This window comes from Methylocystis heyeri (assembly GCF_004802635.2).
Taxonomy (GTDB): domain Bacteria; phylum Pseudomonadota; class Alphaproteobacteria; order Rhizobiales; family Beijerinckiaceae; genus Methylocystis; species Methylocystis heyeri.
In genome coordinates this window covers 2,851,630-2,874,595 of record NZ_CP046052.1, presented here as the reverse complement: position 1 = coordinate 2,874,595, position 22,966 = coordinate 2,851,630, and the positions used below count along the sequence as shown (strand labels likewise).

The 22,966-nt window shown below is 63.3% G+C and carries 18 protein-coding genes; 12 read left to right on the top strand and 6 right to left on the bottom strand.

Annotated features, from left to right (window positions below):
• The first annotated feature begins 68 nt into the window (after positions 1 to 68).
• Together H2LOC_RS13100 and fcl are read left to right on the top strand one after the other, a co-directional pair.
• Positions 69 to 1,472, top strand: coding sequence for a S8/S53 family peptidase (locus H2LOC_RS13100; protein WP_136496786.1), 1,404 nt, complete (start codon positions 69 to 71; stop codon positions 1,470 to 1,472).
• 361 nt (positions 1,473 to 1,833) lie between these two features.
• Positions 1,834 to 2,790 (top strand): GDP-L-fucose synthase, encoded by a 957-nt coding sequence (gene fcl / locus H2LOC_RS13095; RefSeq protein ID WP_136496785.1) that lies wholly within the window; start codon positions 1,834 to 1,836, stop codon positions 2,788 to 2,790.
• A 220-nt stretch (positions 2,791 to 3,010) separates the two neighbouring features.
• Here the strand turns inward: fcl and gmd are convergent, their stop codons facing one another.
• Positions 3,011 to 4,009, bottom strand: coding sequence for a GDP-mannose 4,6-dehydratase (gmd, locus tag H2LOC_RS13090; protein ID WP_136496784.1), 999 nt, complete (start codon positions 4,007 to 4,009; stop codon positions 3,011 to 3,013).
• A 473-nt stretch (positions 4,010 to 4,482) separates the two neighbouring features.
• On the opposite strand from gmd, the gene H2LOC_RS13085 reads away from it, so the two are divergent.
• Positions 4,483 to 4,917 (top strand): hypothetical protein, encoded by a 435-nt coding sequence (locus H2LOC_RS13085; protein ID WP_136496783.1) that lies wholly within the window; start codon positions 4,483 to 4,485, stop codon positions 4,915 to 4,917.
• A 34-nt stretch (positions 4,918 to 4,951) separates the two neighbouring features.
• Here H2LOC_RS13085 and H2LOC_RS13080 read toward each other — a convergent pair whose 3' ends face one another.
• The 4 genes from H2LOC_RS13080 to H2LOC_RS13065 are packed head-to-tail and all read right to left on the bottom strand — an operon-like array spanning position 4,952 to position 11,541.
• Complete coding sequence (locus tag H2LOC_RS13080) at positions 4,952 to 6,562, bottom strand: efflux transporter outer membrane subunit (protein WP_136496782.1); 1,611 nt, start codon at positions 6,560 to 6,562, stop codon at positions 4,952 to 4,954.
• A gap of 28 nt (positions 6,563 to 6,590) precedes the next feature.
• On the bottom strand, positions 6,591 to 7,718 hold the full coding sequence (locus H2LOC_RS13075; protein ID WP_136496781.1) for an ABC transporter permease: 1,128 nt from the start codon (positions 7,716 to 7,718) through the stop codon (positions 6,591 to 6,593).
• Between the two features lie 2 nt (positions 7,719 to 7,720).
• Complete coding sequence (rbbA, locus tag H2LOC_RS13070; RefSeq protein WP_281350511.1) at positions 7,721 to 10,504, bottom strand: ribosome-associated ATPase/putative transporter RbbA; 2,784 nt, start codon at positions 10,502 to 10,504, stop codon at positions 7,721 to 7,723.
• Positions 10,505 to 10,548: 44 nt separating this feature from the next.
• On the bottom strand, positions 10,549 to 11,541 hold the full coding sequence (locus tag H2LOC_RS13065; RefSeq protein ID WP_136496780.1) for an HlyD family secretion protein: 993 nt from the start codon (positions 11,539 to 11,541) through the stop codon (positions 10,549 to 10,551).
• Here H2LOC_RS13065 and H2LOC_RS13060 point away from each other — a divergent pair.
• The 3 genes from H2LOC_RS13060 (at position 11,534) to ligD (ending at position 15,152) form a co-directional block, all read left to right on the top strand.
• The gene (locus H2LOC_RS13060; protein WP_136496779.1) at positions 11,534 to 11,773 is read left to right on the top strand and encodes a hypothetical protein; all 240 of its coding nucleotides are present in this window, start codon (positions 11,534 to 11,536) and stop codon (positions 11,771 to 11,773) included. The genes H2LOC_RS13065 and H2LOC_RS13060 overlap by 8 nt on opposite strands.
• Positions 11,774 to 11,837: 64 nt before the next feature.
• Complete coding sequence (gene ku / locus H2LOC_RS13055; RefSeq protein ID WP_136496778.1) at positions 11,838 to 12,686, top strand: non-homologous end joining protein Ku; 849 nt, start codon at positions 11,838 to 11,840, stop codon at positions 12,684 to 12,686.
• A 3-nt stretch (positions 12,687 to 12,689) separates the two neighbouring features.
• The gene (gene ligD, locus H2LOC_RS13050) at positions 12,690 to 15,152 is read left to right on the top strand and encodes a DNA ligase D (RefSeq protein WP_136496777.1); all 2,463 of its coding nucleotides are present in this window, start codon (positions 12,690 to 12,692) and stop codon (positions 15,150 to 15,152) included.
• Between the two features lie 71 nt (positions 15,153 to 15,223).
• Here ligD and ku (H2LOC_RS13045) read toward each other — a convergent pair whose 3' ends face one another.
• Positions 15,224 to 16,033: a non-homologous end joining protein Ku gene (ku, locus tag H2LOC_RS13045; RefSeq protein ID WP_136496776.1), complete on the bottom strand. Its 810-nt coding sequence runs from the start codon at positions 16,031 to 16,033 to the stop codon at positions 15,224 to 15,226.
• A 216-nt stretch (positions 16,034 to 16,249) separates the two neighbouring features.
• On the opposite strand from ku (H2LOC_RS13045), the gene H2LOC_RS13040 reads away from it, so the two are divergent.
• The 6 genes from H2LOC_RS13040 (at position 16,250) to H2LOC_RS21790 (ending at position 22,952) form a co-directional block, all read left to right on the top strand.
• Positions 16,250 to 18,037, top strand: coding sequence for a thiamine pyrophosphate-requiring protein (locus tag H2LOC_RS13040; RefSeq protein WP_136496775.1), 1,788 nt, complete (start codon positions 16,250 to 16,252; stop codon positions 18,035 to 18,037).
• Positions 18,038 to 18,061: 24 nt separating this feature from the next.
• A complete protein-coding gene (locus H2LOC_RS13035) occupies positions 18,062 to 19,168 on the top strand; it encodes an enolase C-terminal domain-like protein (protein ID WP_136496774.1) in 1,107 nt (368 codons plus the stop codon).
• Between the two features lie 193 nt (positions 19,169 to 19,361).
• Positions 19,362 to 20,186 carry a hypothetical protein gene (locus tag H2LOC_RS13030; protein WP_136496773.1) on the top strand — a complete coding sequence of 275 codons (825 nt, stop codon included), beginning with the start codon at positions 19,362 to 19,364 and terminating at the stop codon, positions 20,184 to 20,186.
• Positions 20,183 to 20,827, top strand: coding sequence for a gluconate 2-dehydrogenase subunit 3 family protein (locus tag H2LOC_RS13025; protein WP_136496772.1), 645 nt, complete (start codon positions 20,183 to 20,185; stop codon positions 20,825 to 20,827). The genes H2LOC_RS13030 and H2LOC_RS13025 overlap by 4 nt, the downstream gene beginning before the upstream one ends.
• Positions 20,817 to 22,487 (top strand): GMC family oxidoreductase, encoded by a 1,671-nt coding sequence (locus H2LOC_RS13020; RefSeq protein WP_136496771.1) that lies wholly within the window; start codon positions 20,817 to 20,819, stop codon positions 22,485 to 22,487. Before H2LOC_RS13025 ends, H2LOC_RS13020 begins: the two co-directional genes overlap by 11 nt.
• Positions 22,488 to 22,502: 15 nt before the next feature.
• On the top strand, positions 22,503 to 22,952 hold the full coding sequence (locus H2LOC_RS21790; RefSeq protein ID WP_246206827.1) for a glycogen debranching N-terminal domain-containing protein: 450 nt from the start codon (positions 22,503 to 22,505) through the stop codon (positions 22,950 to 22,952).
• The last annotated feature ends 14 nt before the right edge of the window (positions 22,953 to 22,966 follow it).

The window sequence follows — 22,966 nt, the reverse complement described above, 5'->3', positions numbered from 1 at the left end:
GTCTGGATTAACCCGGTTTTAGGAGAACGTTTATGGCTTCTCTGGGGCATACAAAGAGTTTAGCCGCAATGTTGCTAGCGGGAACCGCGCTGGCGGTTTATGGCTGCGGAGCCGCAATCGCGGCCGACGCCGGCCCGGCGCCTGTTCCCGCACAAGCTTTTGGGATCAACGTCAATGGCGCGGCGGCAGCCCCGCCGGCGGGCAGCCCGCACATCATCGTCCCGCCGTCGGACGCCCAGGTTCCGGGGGCCGCTCACACCAATGTGAAGCTGCTGGCGACGCCCAGCGGAGTCGTTCCTCCGGCTCCTGGCGTCTTTCCCGTGCCGCCTCAGGCGGCGAATCTGATCGAGACTCCGGCCTCGGTCGCCTGCACCTATCACATAGCTCCCGGCTTCCAGCAGGGATGTAGCCCGCTCAGCGCGACTGTGACTTCCCAGGGCGGCTCCAGGGGCATTGCGGTCGTCACCGCTTACCACAACCCCAATGCGCTGGGCGATCTGCGTATCTTCTCTACTTATTTCAATCTGCCGGATCCCGCTTTCGTTTATGTCTACGCGCCGGGCGCAGCGGGCGTTCCCGGGTGCAATAACTCCAGCACCCCTCCCAGCGGAGTCGGGACGGGATGGGACCTAGAGGGCGCGATGGCCGTGGAAGCGGTTCACGCCATGGCTCCCGGCGCCACAATCTGGCTGGTCGAGGCGCAATCGCCCTCCGTCGCCGATATATTAAGGGCCGTCGACACGGCGACTGCTTGCATTAAGCCAGTCGGCGGTCAGATCGTCATGCCCTGGGGCGTTCCGGAGTTCGCTGCGGAGGCCTCTTATGACTCCCACTTCAACAACTCCAACGTCGCCTATCTCTCCGCCGCGGGCGACGCTCCCGGCGTCAGCTATCCGGCGGCTTCGCCTTATGTGGTCGGCGTCGGCGGCACGACCTACAGCCGGAATCAGGGCAATGGCAATTTCAAGAGCGAAGCGGTCTGGAACGACGCCTTCTATGGGACCGGCACCGGCGGCGGACCCAGCGCCTATGAAACGCTGCCGAGCTACCAGAATTTCGCGCCTCTGAATCAGCTGCTCGGCTCCAAGCGCGGAACCCCCGATCTGTCCGCGCTCGCCGATCCGGTGAACGGTTTCTGGGTCTACAACACCACCTATCAGAGCGGCTGGGCCCCTGTGGGCGGCACGGGTCTCGCGACCGCGCTGATGGGCGGCTATTTCAACTGGGCCAGTTTCTTCTGGGCCAGCAGCAGCAAGGTGTTGCAGAACATCTATGGTCTCGGGCAGACGGGCGGCATCGTCGGCTATACGACTAACGTCAAGAGTGGTCTCTGCGGACCGGGCGGTCCGCTCGGCGGCCTGGGCCAAGGCTACAATCCGCTGTGGATCGAAAAAACTTACAAGAATGACCAGGCGGCGCCGCTCACCTGGGATTGGTGCACCGGCTGGGGCACTCCGAAGGGCAATTATTGATCCGATAATGGCGTCCGCTTAATGGGGCGCCGTCGAATTGGAGTTTCAGGGGCCGCTGCGCGTTTGCGCAGTGGCCTTTTTGGCTTCTTTCCGGGAAATGCTCGTCGCATGCAGAGCGAAAAAAAAATCGGGCGTGGCGACGACACGTCCGATTCATCTTGCAAAGGTAATGTGACGCAAAGGCATTCGTTCCGATGGGGCGGCGCGCTCAAATCGGGCGCCTCGAAAAAGCTGGCCGAGCGCGTTCGCGCTTCGCTGCGCCAGATGGCTAATTGCCCTTGCCGAACATATGCTTTTGGGATTGTATGGGCCTCGCCGCAAAGGGGCGAGGGCGGTTTTGCTTTGAATGCCGGAGATAGCGATGAGCAAGCGTCGAATTTGGGTCGCCGGTCATAAAGGCATGGTGGGTTCTGCCGTGACCCGCTACCTTGAGGGCAGGGGCGACGAGGTCATCAAGGTCGATCGCACCGTGGTGGACCTCAGAAATCAGATTGCAGTCGAAGTATGGCTTAAACAGAATCGACCGGACGCGATCATTTTCGCCGCCGCGAAAGTGGGCGGCATTTTTGCGAACGACACTTTCCCCGCAGATTTCATCTACGACAATCTGGCGATCGAAACCAATATCATTCATTCGGCCCACGCCGCCAATGTGGACCGCCTGGTGTTTCTCGGTTCGTCCTGCATCTATCCCAAATTCGCGCCTCAGCCGATCAAGGAAGAATCGCTGCTGACCGGTCCGCTCGAGCCGACCAACGAGTGGTACGCCATCGCCAAGATAGCGGGCATCAAGCTGTGTCAGGCCTATCGCAAGCAATATGGGCGGCACTACATCTCGGTCATGCCCTGCAATCTCTATGGACCCAACGACAACTTCGACCTTACGACGAGCCACGTTCTTCCGGCCTTGATTCGCAAGTTTCACGAGGCCAAGGAAAACGGACGCAGGGAAGTCGTGGTGTGGGGCACGGGCGCGCCGCTGCGCGAGTTCCTGCATGTCGACGATCTCGCCAGAGGCGTGGTGTTCTGTCTCGACAATTATGACGGCTATGAGCACATCAATTGCGGCGCCGGAAGCGAGATATCGATTCGCGGGCTAGCCGAATGCGTGCAGCGCGCGACCGGGTTCAGCGGCGAACTCGTCTTCGACACCACCAAGCCCGACGGCACCCCGCGCAAGCTGATGGATTCGAGCCGGATTCGCACGCTCGGCTGGAAGCCTGAAATCTCGCTCGACGAGGGCATCGCCGGGGCCTACCGCTGGTTCCTCGAGAACAAGACCGGCGGCGCCGACAATGCGGTGCCTCAGGTGGCTTGAGGCGATTGAACGGTTTGCGCGCGTTCGGCACAAAGGAAGTCGAATGCGCGCCGAAATCCAATGATCTGGTGGTTTAAGCGAAGGCGCATTCGACGCACTCGGTGAGCGGCCTTCATTCCGACAGATCTAAGGATCGCACCAGAGCGCCCGGTTTCGACCGAATCAAAACCGTCGCTCTATCGTCAAAGCCATCCAGCTGGCTTGAAGATGTTTCATGCGCTCAAGCCTTCGCGGCGGCGGCGTTTTCGGCCTTCACCCTCACGAGGTCGGCGTCGACCATTTCCTTGATCAGGGCGGTGAGTTCGGTCGCGGGCGCCCATCCAAGCTTGGCGCGCGCCTTGGACGAGTCGCCCAGCAATATGTCGACCTCCGCCGGCCGGTAGAACGCCGGGTCGATCACGACATGCTTGTCCATGTCCAGCCCGACGTGATCGAAGGCGATCCGGCACATGTCGCGAACCGTCGTCGTCACCCCGGTCGCCACCACATAATCGTCCGGCGTCTCCTGCTGCAGCATCAGCCACATCGCCCGCACGTAGTCCCGGGCATGGCCCCAGTCCCGCTTGGCGTCGATGTTGCCGAGCCGCAACTCCTGCGCCAGCCCCAGCTTGATCCGCGCCACCCCGTCGCTGACCTTGCGGGTCACGAATTCGATGCCGCGCAGCGGGCTCTCATGGTTGAACAATATGCCCGAGGAGGCGTGAAGCCCGAAGCTCTCGCGGTAGTTCACCGTGATCCAGTGCCCGTAGAGCTTGGCCACAGCATAGGGCGAGCGCGGATAGAACGGCGTCGTCTCACGCTGCATCGGCTCCTGGATCAGGCCATACATCTCCGAGGAGGAAGCCTGGTAGAACCGCGCCTGCGGGGCCTCGATCCGCATCGCCTCCAGCATGTTGGTCACGCCCACCGCGGTGATGTTGGCCGTCAGCACCGGCTGGCGCCACGACGAAGCCACGAAAGACTGCGCCGCGAGATTGTAGATCTCGTCCGGGCGGGTGTCCTGCACGATCCGCAGCAGGCTGGAGAGGTCGCCGAGATCGCCGTCGTGCAGCTTGACCTTGTGGGCGACGCCGAGCCAGCGCAGCCGGTGATCCTCGACCCCGCGGTGCGACGACCGCCGGATCACCCCGTGAACCTCGTAGCCCTTCTCCAGCAGCAGTTGCGAGAGATAGGCTCCGTCCTGACCCGTGATGCCGGTAATCAACGCCCGCTTCGACATTCCATTCCTCATTATGCTGTAGGCGCGCCGCCGCTTCGGCCCTGCGCAGATCGACCGGCTCCGGCCATGGCCGATCGCCCCGAAGGCGGGCCGGAAGGCGCGATCGAAATATGCGGCGATGTCTCCGATAACGTTTCGCCGCCAAATCTTCAGTATTTCCGGAAGGCCGCCGAATTTTCCGAAACAAAGACGCCGAGCCTCTTCGCCACATACAAAAACGCCCATAGCCTGACAAGGGCTCAGCGATGGCCCCATTCGGAATGCGGCGGTGCTTTCTCTTGTTTCAGGTGAGATGGAAGTAACCAGGAATTGATCTTGCCGGAACGGCGGCCTGGAAAGCGTAGGGGAGGCGCAAAACGCAGCGGGGCCGAGCGCCCGTATTTGCGAGGGCGTAAAAAGAATCGGTTGCTCCCGTCGCGATCTGTTGGAAAATGATTTTCGGCGTCTTCGCTGAAATTCTGGAGGGCCGGCGCATGGTCGCACTGAGAGCCGCGATGCAGACGGTGGTTCTGATCGCTTTTCTCGCGGGAGTTTTCCTGCTCGGAAAAGCCTTTCGAGCCGGCGGGCTCTCCGGCATGGAGGAGACGACCCCGTTCAATCTCGGCATAGAAGCTGAACGATTGAACGCGACGCTGCCGGAGATGGTCAGCGCAGGCGTCAGGCTCGACGAAACCCGCGCCGGCCCCGGAAACTCGTTTATTTACCTTTACACGATCCTGGACGGGGACAGGGTGAAGGAGGTTCGGGACAATCGCGCCGGGCTGGACGCGCTTACGGCGCAATTGCACGATCGCGTCTGTTCCATGATGCCGGCGTTCCGCGACCACGGCGCGGTGGTCACCTATTCGCTCCGGGACGGCGCCGGAAAGGCGATCGCGGATATCAGGATAAATCCGATGGATTGCTGACCGGCGGGCTTCCCGTCATTCGAAACGCGCCTGCTCACCAATCGGGCGGCAGCAGGATCGGCGCGGCGCCGGCCGGCGTCGGCAGCGGTAAATCCGGGGTGACTGGCGGCGATTGCGCCGGCAGGAGGTCGCCCCAGTTGGTTCTGGCCGCCATTTCAGCCTGCATCGCAGGCGGAATGATCGGCTTGCCCTCGCGAAGCTCCCAGCCGCCGCCGAGCGCCTTGTAGACTGCGATCAGATTGGCGGCGATGGCCGAGCGCGTTTCCGCGTAGCGGTTTTTCTCCTGCAGCAGGAAACGTTCGGCGTCGACGACGCGCTGGTAATTGTCGGCGCCTTCCCGATATTGGATCATGGCGAGATCCACCGAACGCCTGGCCGCCTCAACTGATTTCAGCTCGCTGACGGCGCTGTCGGTTTGCTTGAGATAGCTTATCAGCCCGTCTTCGGCTTCCTGCGCGGCTTTGAGCACCGTGTCCTGATAATGGACCAGGGCCTCCTGATAACGGGCGTCCTGGGCGCGCACATTGTTGGTGATCTGCCCGTAGTTCAGGATCGACCATTTGAAACCGGGCCCCGCGGTGAGCGCGAGGCTCCCCGGCGCGAACAGCTTTGCGGCGTTGCTCGCCTGCGCGCCGATTTCGCCGAAAAGAAAAAATCTCGGATAGAGGTCGGCTTCGGCGACGCCGATGCGCGCGCTTTCCGCCGCCGCGGCGAGTTCCGCCGCGCGGACGTCCGGCCTGCGCCGCAGGAGCTCCGCGGGCAGGCCGATCGCGATCCTGCGCGGGGGCGAGGGTATGACCTGCGGTCCCCGCAGCAGCGAGTCGATCTGTCCCGGCGGCCGGCCCAGAAGAACGCTGAGGGCGTTTTTCGTATGCTGAAGGTCAGCCTGATATTGCGGGATCGTCGCGAGGGTGCTTTCGAGCAGCGAGCGGGCCTGGGCGACGTCGAGCTCCGATGTCGCGCCGTTGCGGAACCGCGACAGCGCGACGTCCAGGCCTTCCTGCTGGATTTTGGCGTTCTCATGCGCGAGGGCGATGAAAACCTCGGCGGTCCTCATCGCCGTGTAGGTGCGCGCGACCTCCGCGGTCAGGGAGACCAGCGCATTGTCGTATTCGGCCGCCGAGGCGAGCAGGCCGGCCTCGGAAGCTTCCACATTGCGGCGGAACCGTCCCCAGAAATCCAGCTCCCAGCCGGCGTCGAAACCGAGGTTGTAGAGCGCAAAGGCGTGCTGTATGCCGCTGCCCTGGTTGGCGACGCGGGAGCTGAGCTTGTTCCACTGCGCTTCGCCGGCTCCTTCCTGAGTCTGGGGGAACAGGCTTCCGACGGCGACGCCGAGCTGGGCGCGGGCCTCCATGATCCTCAAGCCGGCGATCCGAACGGGAAGATTTTCTTCATAGGCGACCTCGATCAGGCGATCGAGAGTCGGGTCCTTGAAGACTTTCCACCAATGGGCCCTGATCTCTTTTCGCGTCACCACTCTGGAGTCGCGCGCTTCGATCCAGTTGGCGCGAACCTCCGTCGGCGGCGACTGGTAGTCGGGGCCGACGGCGCATCCGGCGAGGAGCGAGGCGAGACCCGCCAGAGGCAGGGCGTAAGCGGCGTAGCTCCGGCGTCGCCGTTGCTTCAGGTTTGTCCGAAAGCTCATAACATATCCCCGGTTGCCGGCCGCCCGATCATTTCGTCACCGCGATGGATTTCCTGAACAGCGAGAGGCTGTAGACGAAGAAGCCGAAGCCGATGCCCGCCACCATGGCGAATTGCGGCCACACCGCTTCGATGCCGCCGCCGCGATAGATGATTTTCTGCGAGAAGTTCACGAAGTGCCGGGAAGGCAGCAGGAAGGTCACATATTGCAGCCAGGCGGGCTGACTTTCGACCGGGGTCGAACCACCCGACAGAAGCTGCAACACCAGGTTCACGAATATGATCAGAAGCGCGAATTGCGCCATGGTGCGCGAGATCGTCCCGAGATAGAGACCGAGCGCCGTCGCGAAGAACAGATAGAGAATGACCCCGGCGAACCACAGCGTCACGGAACCGGCGAAAGGAACCTCGAGCGCTTTGGTCACGATCAGATAGAGAGACGCGGCCGTCGCGACGAGAATGACGAGGCTGTTGGACCAGACTTTCGCCATGGCGATTTCAAAAGCGTTCAGAGGCATGACGAGCAGATGCTCCAGCGTGCCGTGCTCGCGTTCGCGGATCACCGCAGCGCCGGTCAGAACCACCGTAAGCAGAGTGATCTGATTGATGATGGCGACGACGCTCGCAAACCAGGCGCTCACGCCATTGGGGTTGAAGAGGCGGCGGATGACGAGATTGATCGGCGGCTGGGAATTTTGGTCGGTGCGCCGGAAGAAACTCGAAATGCGGTCGTTTACGATGTTTTTGATATAGCCGCTGCCGATCGACGCCTGGGTCATCGCGGTCGCGTCGATATTGAGCTGTATGTCGGGATGCCGGCCGGCGCGCAGATCCATTTCGAAACGCGGGGGAATCACCACCACGAACATGAAATGGCCCTGGTCCATCGCATTCTCGACCTCGGAAGCGTCGATGAGCTCGGGATATTGGAAGCGGGGAGGATAGAAGGCGTTGACCAGTTCCTTCGCCAGGGCCGAGCCGTCTTCGTCCACAAAAGCGATGGAGGCGTTGTTGACTTCGCTGGAGGTTCCGGTCGCCTGGGAGTAAATCGCGCCGGTGAAGGAATAGACGACGAAGAGCAGCATGACGACATCGCTGCCGAAGCTGCGCAGCTCCTTGAGGCCCAACCAGAGAATATTGAGCAGCATCGTCGCCATGGCTACTTTTCCTGTTTGGCCAATCCGAGCATGCTCACAACCCAGAGCACAGGGATCATGCAGGCGAGGACGAGGAAATCCTTCGCCAGAAGGTCGAACTGGAGCCCTTTGGAGAAGACTCCCGTGCTGGCGTGCATGTAATAGGTCGTCGGCCAGATCGAGCCGATCAATTTGGCGTTGCCCAACAGGGTCGAGACTGGCTGGAGGAAGCCCGAGAACTGGATTGTCGGCAGCAGCGTCAGCACCGTGGTGATGAAGACCGCGGCGACCTGGCTGCTGGTGAAAGTCGAGATCACCATGCCGACGCCGGTCGTCGCCGTGACATAAAGCACGGTGCACAAAGTGAGGATCAGGAAGCTTCCCTTCATCGGAACGCCGAAGACGGTGACGGCCATCGCCGTCAGAATGAAGTAATTCAGCATGCCGATGGCGATATAGGGGAGCTGCTTGCCCAAGAGATATTCGAGCCGCCCCGTCGGCGTAACGTAGAAGTTGATGATCGAGCCGAGCTCCTTCTCGCGCACGATGCTGATCGCCATCAAAATCGACGGAATCAGAATCAGCAGGATGGGAGGTATGCTCGGGACCATCGCATAGACGCTCTCGAAGGTGGGATTATACATGTAGCGGTCCTGAAAATTCGCGGTGAATTTTTCGGGACGCAGATGCAGCGCATTGCCCGGATCGCGCAGCATAGTGTCCTGCACGTTCCGCACATATTGCGAGATGGTTTCGCCGCGAAACACGTCGGCGCCGTCGATTTCCGCCAGCGCCTCAGGGGTGATGTTCTTTTCGAGGTTGCGCCCGAAATTGGGCGGGGTTTCGATCACCAGCGAAATTTCATCGGCCTGCATGCGCGCCAGCGCTTCTTCGGCCGACGTCACCGGCGGCATTTGCCGGAAATAGCGCGGCGAGGCGGCGAACTGCTCCAGATAGGCGCGGCTCTCGGGGCTGCGATCGTGATCGAAGGTCGCGTAACGGATATGCTCGACATCGGTCGTGATGCCGAAGCCGAAGATGAACATCAGAAGTGCGGAGCCCACGAAAGCGAAGGCGAGGCGCACGGGATCGCGCAGGATCTGCATCGTCTCGTTGACGCTGTAGGCCATCAGGCGGGCCATGCGCAGAGAAATATCCGAACGGGCGGGATGGACCGCGGTTTCTTTCGGATGTTCCTCCGCCTGGGACTTTTGCGTTTCCGCGCCCTTGGACGCGTTTTCGCCGATCGCATCTTCCATATAGCCGATGAAGGCTTCTTCCAGCGAGGCTGCGCCGCGCGCCTCGATCAGCTTCTGCGGCGCATCGGCGGCGAGAACCCTGCCGGCGTGCATCAGGGAGATGCGGTCGCAGCGCATCGCCTCGTTCATGAAATGGGTGGTGACGAAAATGGTCACGCCCTGATTGCGCGAGAGATCGATCAGCAACTCCCAGAAACTGTCGCGCGCGACCGGATCGACGCCCGATGTGGGCTCGTCCAGAATCAACATCTGCGGTTCATGCAGGACCGCCACCGCCAGCGAGAGACGCTGGCGCAGTCCCATGGGCAGATCGCCGGCGAGCGCATCGAGATGGGGCCCGAGTCCGAACTTCTCGACCAGTTCGACGATGCGCGCCTCGGCCTTTTCCGGCGCAATGTGATAGAGGCGCGCGTCGAGGATCAGGTTTTCCCGGACCGTGAGCTCGCCATAGAGCGAGAAGGCCTGGGTCATGTAGCCGATGGCCCTGCGCACCTCCATGCTGCCGGCGTCGACGGACTGCCCAAACAGCGTCGCGCTGCCCTCGGTCGGCGGCAGCAGGCCGGTGAGCATTTTCATCGTCGTCGACTTGCCGCAGCCGTTGGAGCCGAGGAAGCCGAATATCTCGCCGCGCTCGATCGTCAAAGTGACGTGATCCACGGCGACAAAATCGCCGAAGCGGCGCGTCAATCCTTTGGCGTCGATGGCGATTTCGGTTTTTCCCTCCGGTCGCGGCGGAATGGCGAGCTCAACATGGCCGGTGCGTTTTTCTTCAGGCAGGAGCGCGACGAAGCATTTTTCGAGATCCGTCGTTCCCGTGCGCTGCATCAGCTCCGCCGGGGTCCCGGTCGCGAGCACGCGGCCGGCGTCGATAGCGACGATCCAGTCCCATTGCTGCGCCTCGTCCATATAGGCGGTCGAGATCATCACGCTCATGCTCGGACGCTCGGCGCGAATGTCGTCGATGAGCGTCCAGAACTGGCGCCTCGAAAGCGGGTCCACGCCGGTCGTGGGTTCGTCGAGGATGAGAAGATCGGGCTCGTGAACCAGCGCGCCGCAAAGCCCGACTTTCTGCTTCATGCCGCCCGAGAGCTTGCCCGCGGGACGATCCGGGAAAGGGCCGAGCCCGGTAGCGTCGAGCAATTCCTTGATGCGCGCCGGCCGTTCCTTTTCCGAAAGCCCGAACAGCCGGGCCATGAAATCGGTGTTTTCCTGGACGCTGAGCTCCAAATAGAGGTTCTTGCCGAGGCCTTGCGGCATATAGGCGATGCGCGGGCAGACGTCGCTGCGGTGAGCCCCTTCGGCCATATCGCCGCCCAACACGCTCACCTTGCCCCGCTGGATCTTCTTGGAGCCTGCGATCAGGGCGAGCAGAGTCGATTTGCCGACGCCGTCGGGGCCGATGACGCCGACCATCTTCCCGCTCGGAACATCGAGCGAGAATCCGTCGAGCGCGAGGGTTACGCCGTAGCGATGCGTGACATTCTCGACCGATACTACCGGCGCGCCATCGGAGTTTCCCGCTTGCGCCTTCGTCATGGGTTCAGGCATGGTCGGTCTTCTTGAATCGTTGCGCTGAAAAGGGCGTGCGCGCGTCAGTTCTTCTTGGGCGCAACGACGTTCTGCAGAAAGGCCGGCCATTCGGCGGAATCGTCCAGCTTGACGTAGCCGACGCCGCGCACGCCCGTCTTGACCGCATCGATGTGTTCCTCGACGATTTTTTCCGGGACCCGGAGCTTCACCCGGAACATGAGCTTGTCACGCTCGCTCCTGGTTTCGACCTGCTTGGGCGTGAACTGCGCCTCGGGCGACACGAAACTCACATAACCGGGTATCGCTATTCCCGGCAGGGCGTCGACGGTGAGGCGGGCGTCGCCGCCTATTTTCAAACTCGCCGCCTGCGCCGAAGGGAGGAATATTTCCATATAGACGTCGTCGAGGTTGACCAGCGTCAGGGCCTTGCCGCCCGCGCCCAGGACTTCGCCGACTTCCGCAAGCCGATAAAGCACCCTTCCGGTCACCGGAGACTTGAGGATGGCGTCGTCGATGCGGGTCTGGACGGTCGCGACCTTGGCCTCGGCGGTTTTAACCTCCTGCTCGGTGGTGTGGAGCTTGGCTTCCTCTTCCTGCAGGCCGGCGGTCGTGGTCTCCAGCGTCATCTTGCGAAAATCGAGCTCGCGCTGCGATCCGGCGCGCTGCGCGACCAGCGCCGTGCTGCGTTTGACCTCGATCTTGGCGAGCTCGATCTCGCTCTTTTTCCTGATGATGGAAGCTTTGCTGACCGCCGCCTTTTGCAGCGTGGTCGCGACCACCAGTTTCGCTTCTTCGAGCTCCGACTGAAGCGTCGCCGTGTCCATCACGACGAGCACTTCGCCGGGCTTCACGAGGTCTCCCTCCGCGGCCCGGATTTCCTTCACCCGCAGCGCCTCTTTGGCGGCGATGTCGACGAGCTTGGCTTCCACCCGGCCGTTTCCCGAAGCAATGTTCTTGGGCAGCGCCGACTTCATTTGCAGCCAATATTGGTAGCCGAAGTAGCCTGCGGCTACGAGGGCGGCAGCAACAATCCAGGTCAGGGTTTTCTTGGACATTCGCGATCCCGGGCCGCAGTTTCGGAAAATCAGGCAATTAATGATTCTTTTACCCCAAGCCTTCGGCCGCGATAAGCCGGAATTTGCGATGTTTTCCTGTGAATTAACAGCTTTTCCGCTGCTCGAAATCCCGCTGCCGGGCGCTTTTTCCGATCGAGGCGTAGCGACCTCGGCGGCGCTCCCGCCCGATTCGATCTCGAAGCCCCGTCAACTTTTGCGCAAGGCGCTCTAGGTTTACGCGGGGGCCCGCGCGCGAACCGCCGGGCCTCTCGGGATATCGCGAAGGAGGGGCGCAATTGGCGCCGAGGGCCGTCTGGAGAGGCTTCCTGAAGGTCGCCGAGCTGACCTGCGCCGTCGGCTTGTACTCCGCGGCTTCGACTTCGGAGCGGATCTCGCTTCACTCGATCAACCGCGAGACCGGCCGCCGGCTCCACAGGCAGTTCATCGATTCCGAGACGCAGAAACCGGTCGAAAAGGAAAAACAGGTCAAGGGCTACGAGATCGGCGAGGGCGATTATGTCGCCCTGGAGCCGGAGGAGCTGGCCCCGGCTCAGCCGCACAACTCCAAGACGATAGACATCTCGTCCTTTATCGCCTGCGAGGACGTCGACGACGTTTTCTTCGACAAGCCATATTATCTCGCCCCTTCGGACAAAACGGCCGAGGAAAGTTTTCGGCTGTTGCGTGAGGGGCTCAAAAAGGAGAACAGGGCCGCTGTCGCGTCGGCGCTTCTCTTCCGCCGCATCCGCACGCTGGTCGTTCGCCCGCACGGCGCGGGCATGCTGGCGATGGCGCTCCACTACGACTATGAGGCGAGGTCGGCCAAAGAGGCTTTCGCGGATGTGCCGGCGATAGAAATTCCGGCCGAGGCGATCGAGCTCGCACAACATATCATTCGCGGCAAGATGGGCGTCTTCGATCCGTCGACCTTCGAGAACCGCTACGAAAAGGCCCTGGCCGATCTCATCAAGGCCAAAATTGAAGGAAGAAAGATCGTTTCCGCCAGGAAGCCGGAGCGGGAGAAGGTGGTGGATCTGATGGCGGCGCTCAGGGAGAGCGCCGCTGCGCTGAAAAAGGCAGACAAACCCGCCGCCACCCGCGCTACGAAGGCGCCGGCGGCGTCGCGCCGTCCGAAGGCCGGCTGAGCCATGGCGCTGCAGGCCTATCGCGAGAAGCGGGATTTTTCGGGGACGCCGGAGCCCTATGGCGCGGTTGCGCCCTCCGAGGGAAGCCGCTTCGTCGTTCAAAAGCATGCCGCGAGAAGGCTGCATTACGATTTGCGGCTCGAGATGGACGGCGCCCTCAAGAGCTGGGCGGTGACGAGGGGGCCGAGCCTTGCGCCGGGCGAAAAGCGGCTCGCCGTTCATGTTGAAGATCATCCGCTGGAATATGGCGATTTCGAGGGCGTGATTCCAAAGGGGGAATATGGCGCCGGCAAGGTCATCGTCTGGGATCGGGGCCGCTGGTCGCCGATCGGGAACGCCAGAAAGGGCTATGAAAAAGGCCATCTCGATTTCGAGCTGTTCGGGGAAAAGCTCAAGGGCCGCTGGCATCTGGTGAGGATGCGGAAAAACGTCCGGGACAAGCACGAGAACTGGCTGCTCATCAAGGGCGAGGACGAATTCGCGCAGGCTCGGGCGGCTCCCGACATACTCGAAGAAAGGCCGGAATCGGTCAAAAGCGGCCGGCCGATTGCGCAGATCGACGACAAGCCCATCGTTGAGCCGGCAAAGCCTGCAAAATACAAGGGCGCCAAAAAATCGCTCCTGCCGGCTTTTGTCGAGCCGATGCTGGCTTCCCTTACAGAGACCGCGCCCTCTGGGGGGCGCTGGTTTCACGAGATCAAATTCGACGGCTATCGCATTCAGGCGCGGATAGAGGCGGGGCGCGTTAGGCTCCTGACGCGGCGCGGCCTGGATTGGAGCGCGAGATTTGGAAAGAGGATCGTCGACGCCCTCGGCGCGCTGGAGCTTCGCTCCGCTCTGATCGACGGCGAGATCGTGGTGGAGAACGCCGCCGGCGCGTCGGATTTTTCAGCCCTACAGACAGATCTCAGCGAGGGGCGCGGCGATCGTTTCCGTTTTTACGCTTTCGATCTTCTCTATCTCGACGGGTTCGACCTGCGCTCCTGCGCCCTCAAACATCGCAGGGAGCTGCTGCGAAAAATCGTGCCGGAGGGCGCCGGCGCGCTGGGCTTCAGCGCCCATTTCGACGAAGACGGCCCGCTGGTCCTGCGCCATTGCTGCCGGCTCGGTCTCGAAGGAATCATATCGAAGCTCGCGGACGCGCCCTATCGCAGCGGCCGCGCCAAGAGCTGGCTCAAAGCGAAATGCCTGTTGCGGCAGGAATTCGTGATCGGCGGTTTTGCGCCCGCGACCGCTTCCCGCAATGCGGTCGGATCTCTGGCGCTGGGCGTGTTCGAAAAGGCCGGCCTGAGACATGTGGGGCGCGTCGGAACCGGCTTCTCTGCCGCCGTGGCCGAGCGACTCTTCGCGAAGCTCAATGCCATGCCGGCGACGTCGAGTCCGTTCTGCAAGCGTCTCGGCGCAGCGGAAGCGCGGGGCCTACGCTTCGTGCGTCCCGAACTCGTCGCTGAGGTAGAGTTTCGAGGCTGGACCCATGACGGCCATCTGCGCCACGCTTCCTTTTGCGGGTTGCGCGAAGACAAACCGGCCCGGGAGGTCGTGCTCGAGACGCCAGACCAGCCCCATAGGCCCGAACCAGAAAGATCCGCGGTGAAGATGACCCATCTCGATCGGCTCTACTGGCCGGAATCCGGCGTGACCAAGCAGGGCCTCGCGGATTATTACGCCGAGGTCTGGCTTTATATGCGGCCCTTTGTGATCGGCCGCCCGCTCGCCTTGCTGCGCTGCCCCGACGGAACGCAAGGGCAATGCTTTTTTCAAAAGCACGGCTGGCGGGGAATCAATCCAAAAGTGGCTTTGGTGAAAGACCCGGGAGCGCCGGGGGAGCCCGCGCTCATCAGCATCGACGATTTCGACGGATTGATGGGGCTGGTGCAGGGAGCGGCGCTCGAAATCCACGCCTGGGGCGCTGGCGTCGCCGATTGGGAGCGGCCCGATATGATCACCATCGACCTCGATCCCGGCGAAGGCGTCGGATGGGCGGATATCGTAGAGGCTGCGCAGGAAACGCGCGAAAGGCTCGCCCAAGCGGGGTTGGCCGCCTTTGTGAAAACCTCGGGCGGGAAGGGGCTGCATGTCGTCTCGCCGCTGCTGCGCAAGGTGGGCTGGAGCGAGGCGAAGTCCTTCACCAAGGGACTGGCGGAGGCAATGAAGGCCGACAGCCCTGCGCGTTACGTTTCGACGATAACCAAGGCGCGGCGCAAGGACAGGATCTTCGTCGATTATCTGCGCAACCAGCGCGGCGCCACCGCGGTCGCCGCCTATTCGACGCGGGCGCGGCCGGGCGCAGCGGTCTCGATGCCGCTCGACTGGGCCGAACTCGGCGACGCCGTCGGGCCGGCTTATTTCACCGTCGACAATGCGCCCACCCGGCTTTCCTCGCTCAACCTTGATCCCTGGAAGGATTTCTTTATGGCCGCCGCGCCGCTGGAGCTCAAAAAGGGAAAACGCCGAAAAGCGGCGTAGCAAGCCGATGCTTGACGCCCGCAACTTCCCATCGGTCGGCGTGATCGCGGCCGCAATGGACGTCGGGCAGATCATCTCCGGTCGCCCTCGCTTTTTTCGCGTGCGATGCTCTTGCGCAGAGCCTCCATGATGTCGATGACATTTTTCGGCTGCGCCTCGGTCTCCTTCGCTTTGACGCGCGGCGGCGGCCTGTGTTTCTTTTTCGAATCTATGACGCCGAGCAGCCTGTCGCGGATGGGATCGGCGGCCATGGCCGGGCTCCAGGCTTCGCTGCGCACCTTGATCAAGGTCGAAACGAGGTCGAGCAGCTTGGGGTCGCATTCGCCGTCTTCGATATTTGCAAAAAATTCCTCTGCGCCGCGCACCTCGTCGCCATAGCGCAATGTCCACAAAACGAGGCCGTTGTCGCGCGGCTCCAGCATGACCGCGCGCTCGCGCCGGAACAGCACGAGGCGCGAAATTCCGACGACGCGCGCCGATTTCATGGCGTCGCGGATGACGCAAAAAGCTTCTTCTCCGACAGGATCGTCGGGCGTCAGATAATAGGGTCTGTCGCGCCAGATCCAGCCGACGCTCGAGCCCGGCGTGAAGGTCTCGATGTCGATGGTGCGGGCGCTCTCGAGGCTGACGGCATCGAGCTCGTCTTCTTCGAGGAGGACGTAATCGTCGGCGCCTCTTTCATAGCCCGTGGCTTTGTTCTCGTCCTCGACCGGCTCGCCGCTCCCTTCGTCGATGAAACGGCTGACCACGCGATTGCCCGTGTCACGGTTCAGAATATGAAAGCGCAGCTTCTTGTCTTCCGTGATCGCGGGCGTGAGCGCGACGGGGCAATTCACCAGCGAGAGTTTCAGATAGCCTTTCCAGAACGGGCGCGGCGCCATGTTCTCCCTCCTGCAGCTTAAATCGGCGGCCGTCCGAAGGCGACAAGGGAGCTTGTTTTCCGCCCGTCGGCGCAGCTTGTTTTCGCAGTGGTCGGCGATAGTTGGAAAAACGCCGCGGGGGCGATGAGAAGGATGCGAGCGTCCAGGCTCGCAGTTTTTCCAAAGAGCGCGGGCGCAGGCTTTGAGCGTCGCGCCGCCCAGCGAAAGGCGAGGGGCATGAGCACCACCGTCGGCGATTTCCTCATCGATCGTTTGCACGCCTGGGGCGTGCGCAGGATGTTCGGTTATCCGGGCGACGGCATCAACGGCGTCTTCGGCGCAATGAATCGGGCTCCCGGAAAAATCGAATTCATCCAGGCGCGTCACGAGGAGATGGCGGCTTTCATGGCTTCGGCTTACGCCAAATTCAGCGGCGAGCTGGGCGTCTGCATCGCGACTTCGGGGCCGGGAGCCTCGCATCTTCTGACCGGTCTCTATGACGCGCGGATGGATCACCAGCCGGTGCTGGCGATCGTCGGGCAGCAGGCGCGCACGGCGATGGGCGCGCATTACCAGCAGGAGCTGGATCTGCAGAACCTGTTCAAGGATGTCGCCGGCGCCTTCGTGCAACAGGCTTCGGCGCCGGCTCAGGTGCGTCACCTCGTCGATCGGGCGGTTCGGATAGCGGTGGCCGAACGCAAGGTCTGCGCTCTCATTCTGCCCAATGATCTTCAGGATCTTCCCTATGAAGATCCGCCGCGCAAGCATGGCGCGGTGTTTTCCGGCGTCGGCTATGCGCGGCCGAAGACGATCCCCTATGAGGCGGATCTGCAGCGCGCCGCCGATGCGCTCAACGCGGGCTCCAAGGTCGCCATGCTGGTCGGCGCCGGCGCGCTGGGCGCGACCGATGAAGTCATCGCCGTGGCGCAGAAGCTCGGCGCGGGCTGCGCCAAGGCGCTGCTCGGCAAGGCGGCGCTGCCCGATCAACTGGCCTGGGTCACGGGTTCGATCGGCTTGCTCGGGACCGAAGCCAGCTACAAGATGATGATGGAGTGCGACACGCTGCTCATGGTCGGCTCGGGATTTCCCTATTCCGAGTTTCTGCCGAAAGAAGGCCAGGCGCGCGGCGTCCAGATCGACCTGAAGGCGGATATGCTGTCGATCCGCTATCCGATGGAGGTCAATCTGGTCGGCGACGCTGCGGAAACGCTCGCCGCGCTGCTGCCGCTGCTGCGCCAGAAGACCGACCGGGCCTGGCGCGAGCGCGTGGAGGAATGGGTCGCACAGTCCTGGAAGACGCTGGAAGCGCGCGCCCACGCCAAGGCAAATCCGATCAATCCGCAGCGCGTGACCTGGGAGCTTTCGCCGCGCCTGCCCGAGGGCGTCGTGCTCACCAGCGATTCGGGCTCCTGCGCCAATTGGTTCGCGCGCGACCTTAAAATGAGGCGCGGCATGATGGCGTCGCTGTCGGGCGGGCTCGCCTCGATGGGCGCATCCGTGCCTTACGCCATCGCCGCGAAATTCGCCTGTCCTGATCGTCCGGTCATCGGCCTCGTCGGAGACGGAGCGATGCAGATGAACAATATGGCGGAGCTGATCACGGTCGCGAAATATTGGCGCAAGTGGGAGAACAAGACCTGGATCCTCGGGGTGTTCAACAATGAGGATCTCAACCAGGTCACCTGGGAGCAGCGCGTGATGGAGGGAGACCCCAAATTCGTCGCCTCGCAGGAGCTGCCCAACGTTCCCTATCACAAATTCGCCCGCCTGCTCGGCTTCGAGGGAATTTATGTCGACGATCCCGAGGATATCGGCGCCGCCTGGGAGCAGGCGCTCGCGGCGAGCGTCCCCGTCGTGATCGAATTCAAGACCGATCCGGAGGTGCCGCCTCTGCCGCCGCATGTCAGCCTGGAGCAGATGCGCAATTTCACCTCCATGCTGATCAAGGGCGACGAGCGCGAGGGAGCCATTCTGGCGAATACGGCGCGACAACTCTTCAGCTCCGTGCTGCCGGGCGACAAATAACCGACGCGAAAGGAGCGTTCCGCCATGACGCGCGTCGAAGCCCGGATCGAGAAACTGAAAACCGCCGCCTATACGATTCCGACCGATGGCCCGGAGGCCGACGGGACATTCGCCTGGGACGCGACGACGCTGGTGCTGGTGAAGGCCTTTGCGGGCGGACGCGAGGGTCTGGGATTCACCTATGCCGACGCGTCGATCGCAGGCCTCATCGCAGCGACGCTGGCGCGCGCGGTCGAGGGGCTGGACGTTTTCGATCCGTCGAGGGCATGGGGCGCCATGCAGCGTGCGGTGCGCAATCTCGGACGCGAGGGGCTGGCGTCGACGGCGATCTCCGCGGTCGACGCCGCCCTGTGGGACCTCAAGGCGCGGCTTCTCGACCTGCCACTCGCGACGCTCCTCGGCAGAATCCGCGACAGCGTTCCGATATACGGCTCCGGGGGCTTCACCACCTACAGCGACGACAAAATGCGCGCCCAGCTCGAAAACTGGGTCGGGCGCGACGGCTGCCGCTCGGTCAAAATCAAGATCGGTTCCGATCCGGGCCTCGATCCGCACCGGGTGGAAGTCGCACGGCGGGCCGCGGGCGACGCGGCGCTATTCGTCGACGCCAACGGCGCGTTCTCCGCGCGGGAAGCGCTGCGCATGGCGCAGGCGATCGGGGAGCTTGATGTGCGCTGGTTCGAGGAGCCGGTGTCTTCCGACAATCTCGAAGGCCTCGCGCTGATCCGCGCCAGCGCGCCGGGCGGCATGGACATCGCCGCCGGCGAATATGGCTACACGCTCGATTATTTCGAGCGCATGCTTTCGGCGCAGGCGGTCGATTGCCAGCAGGCCGATCTGACCCGCTGCGGCGGCGTCACCGGCTTTCTGCGCGTCGCGATCCTGTGCGAAACCCATCACATCGATCTTTCCGGACATTGCGGCCCGGCGATGCATCTGCACGCCGCCTGCGCCGCGCCGCGCCTGCGCCATCTGGAATGGTTCCATGACCACGCGAGGATCGAAGCGATGCTGTTCGAGGGCGCGCCGGTTCCCTGCGCCGGCCAGATCGCGCCCGATCTCAGCCGGCCGGGACACGGGCTGGAGTTCAAGAGCGCCGACGCCGCGAAATTTCTGGTGGAGGAGCGCTGATCTTATGAGAGCTCTCCAGAACAGCCATTTGAAACGGGCGGAGGGCGCCTACCCACCCCTCGAGGGGGAGGGTCGCCGCGAAGCGGCGGGGTGGGGCGAAAAACAACCAACACTAGCTGTCTTGGCCCCCCATCCGACCGCCTTTGGCGGTCGACCTCCCCACGCAGGGGGAGGTAGGGCGGCCCCACTCCCCGTGACGCAACTCCATCGGGAGCGCCCCGTCCTGCAGCTGCGCGGCGCCGCCGCGACGCTGGCGGCCTCGGTCCTCGCCGACAGCGCGATGGAGCATTACCGCGGCTCCTTCCACAACAGGATCATGTACGTTCCGCTGATCTGCTCGGCTCTCGACATCGCCGCCAGCGCGCAGGGGGCGTCGACGCACGCAGGCCGCACGGGGCGCAGCCTCGTCTATTGGGCGGGGATCGCGGTGGGCGCGGCGGGCGCGGGCTTTCATTTCTACAATGTGGGAAAGCGCGTCGGCGGATTCCGCTGGGAGAATTTTTTCTATGGGGCGCCGGTGGGCGCTCCTTTCGCGCTCATTCTCTCCGGCCTGACCGGGCTCGCCGCCGACCGTATCGCCAGCGCGCGGGAGAGCCACAAGAAACCCCGCTTCATGGGGCTCTCGGCAGGGCGCGCGCTCGCGGCGCTTTCGAGCATCGGCCTGCTCGGCGCGACGGCCGAAGCCGCGTTGCTGCATTTTCGCGGCAGTTTCCAGAATCCGGCGATGTTCCTGCCCGTGACCTTGCCGCCGATCGCTGCGGCGCTGACCGCCGAGGCCGCTCTCAATCCCGCACCGCGCAAGCGCCCGCTCGCAAGATTCTGGCTCGGCCTCACCTCGTTCCTCGGCATGGCCGGGGTCGGCTTCCACAGCTATGGCGTCTCGCGGGGCATGGGCGGCTGGCGCAACTGGCGCCAGAATGCGCTCGACGGCCCGCCCATTCCTGCCCCGCCGAGTTTTTCGGGCCTTGCGCTCGCGGGTCTCGCCGCGCTGAATCTGATCGAGGGAGAGCGCCAGTGACCGATCGATTTCCGGGTTACGACGTTCTCCTCAAACGCAACACGCTTTCCTGGAACGAGGCGACGCGGCGCGCCATCGACGCCCGCCTTTCCGTGCATCCCGGGCCGCGTTTTTTTTCCAGCGACGAGTGGAAGACGCTGCGGGCGCTCTGCGGCCGCATCATCCCGCAGCCGGCGGATCGTCCGCCCGTTCCGATCGCCGCCTATATCGACGAAAAAATGTTCGCCAACCGCGTCGACGGCTACCGCTTCGCGCAAATGCTGCCGCAGGGCGAAGCCTGGAAGGCGGCGCTGGCCGCTCTCGACGCCGCCGCGCGCGAGCGCCGCAAGCTGCCGTTTCACGAACTGCCCCCGGCCGATCAGGACGTGATGATTTCGCTGATGGCCGAAAACCGGCTCGTCGGGCCGCTCTGGCGCGGCATGCCTTCGCAATTGTTCTTCGCCAGGCGCGTGCTGCACGACGTCGTCAACGCCTATTACAGCCATCCGACCGCCTGGAGCGAAATCGGCTGGGGCGGGCCTGCGAGCCCGCGCGGCTATGTCAGGCTCGACGCCGATCGGCGCGATCCCTGGGAGGCCGTGGAGGCTCATCCCGAGGAGGAACAGGATCGGGCGAGAGCGGAGAACCGCCATGTCGTTTGAAGACCATGTCGGCGACGCCTTCGCCGAGCCGCGGGCCAGGGGCGGGCGCGCGCCGGATGTCTTCACGCCGGGCGGATATGTGCCGATGCGCCAGTATGACGACGACGAGGAGGTGGATTTCGCGATTGTCGGCACGGGCGCCGGAGGAGGGACGCTGCTCTGCCGCCTCGCCGAGAAAGGTTTTACCGCCATCGGCTTCGACGCCGGTCCGTTCTTCAGGCCGCTCGAAGATTTCGCCTCCGACGAGACCGAACAGACCAAGCTCTATTGGACCGGAAACCGTATCGTCGAGGGCAACGACTGGCTCATCATGGGGGCCAAGAACAGCGGCAGGGCGGTGGGCGGCTCGACGGTGCATTTCGCGATGGTCTCGCTGCGCTTCCGTCCCGAATGGTTCAAGGCGCGCTCGAAGATGGGCTATGGCGCCGACTGGCCGCTCGATTGGCGCGAGATGTGGCGCTACTATGAAGAAGCCGAGCAGGCGCTCGCGATCTCCGGCCCGATCGACTATCCGTGGGGGCCGAAGCGCCCGCGCTATCCTTACCGCGCCCATCCCGTCAACGCCGCGGGCATGGTGCTGGCGCGCGGCGCCGAGGCGCTCGGCATGGCGTGGAGCCCCACTCCGCTCGCCACCGTCTCCGCCCCGCGTGGAAAATCGCCGCCCTGCGTCTATCGCGGCTTCTGCCGTTTCGGCTGTTCCACCAACGCAAAACAGAGCGCGCTGATCGTCTGGATTCCGCGCGCCATGGCCGCGGGCGCGGAAGTGCGCGACCTCGCGATGGTCGGCAGGATCGAGACCGATCGGCGTGGGCTCGCGACCGGCGTGCATTATCGCCGCGAGGGCCAGTGGCGTTTCCAGCGCGCCAGGAACGTGGTCGTCGCCGGCTATGCGGTGGAGACGCCGCGGCTGCTGCTGATGTCCGCCAACGACCGTTTTCCCGATGGGCTCGCCAATTCCTCCGGCCTCGTCGGCAAGAATTTGATGACCCAGCCCAACCAGGCGGTGTTCGGCGAGGTCGATGAAGAGATCCGCTGGTACAAGGCGCCGCCCTCGACCACGGTCACCGAACATTGGAACTACGACGACAACAAGGATTTTCACGGCGGCTATTGCTGGATGGCGCAGGGCCCGCTCCCGATCGAATGGGCGACGGTGCTGACCGGTTCGCGCGGGCTGTGGGGCGCGGCGCTACGCGAGGAGATGACCAAATATAATCACATGGTCGGGGTCAAAATGGTCGGCGAAGCGATGGCCGACGAGCGTAATCGCGTCACCCTGGACGAGGAAAAAGACGACGACGGTCTGCCCATTGCCCGCATTCATTACGCCTGGACGCAGAACGACGAAGCTCTGATCCGTCACGCTCTCGACCAGATGGAGCTGAGCATGAAGGCGGCCGGCGTGCGCAACACTTTCCGCCAGGAGCAGGACGCCAATCACCTCGGCGGCACGGCGCGCATGGGCGACGATCCGCGCGCCAGCGTCGTGGACGCCGACTGCCGAAGCTGGGACATCGGCAATCTTTGGGTTTGCGACGGCTCCGTCTTCCCGACCGTGGGCGGCGTCAACCCTTCGCTGACGATCCAGGCGGTGGCTCTGCGCACCGCGGATCGCATCGAGCAGTTGGCGAAGCGAGGCGAGCTTTGTCGACGCGCATGAGAAGGAGCCGCAGCGTTGAGCTTTCGTATCGATGTCGGACCTTCCCAACTCGCTCTGCACCAGGGCCATAGCGCTCTGGTCACAGATTGCGACGGCCAGATCCGGGAGCCGAGCGCCAAAGGATATTATTTCCGCGACACCCGCCTCGTCAGCTGCTGGCGCATCTACGCGGACGGAGAAGAATGGGATTATCTCAACGCCGCGCCGGTTTCACATTTCGCGGCGCGAAGCTATCTGATCAATCGCACGATGAGAACCGCAAACGGCGTCGTTCCACAACGCACGATCCAGCTCACGATCAGCCGCTGGATGGACGGCGGCTTGCATGAAGATCTCGTGCTGGAGAACTTCGGCGCCCGGCCGGCGCGCTTTTTTCTGGAGATCGAGGCGCGGTGCGATTTCGCCGACCTCGCCGAGGCGAGAGCGGGAGAGTTCGCGCGCCGGGGGCGGATCGTCTCCGAATAGTCGCAAGAGCCATT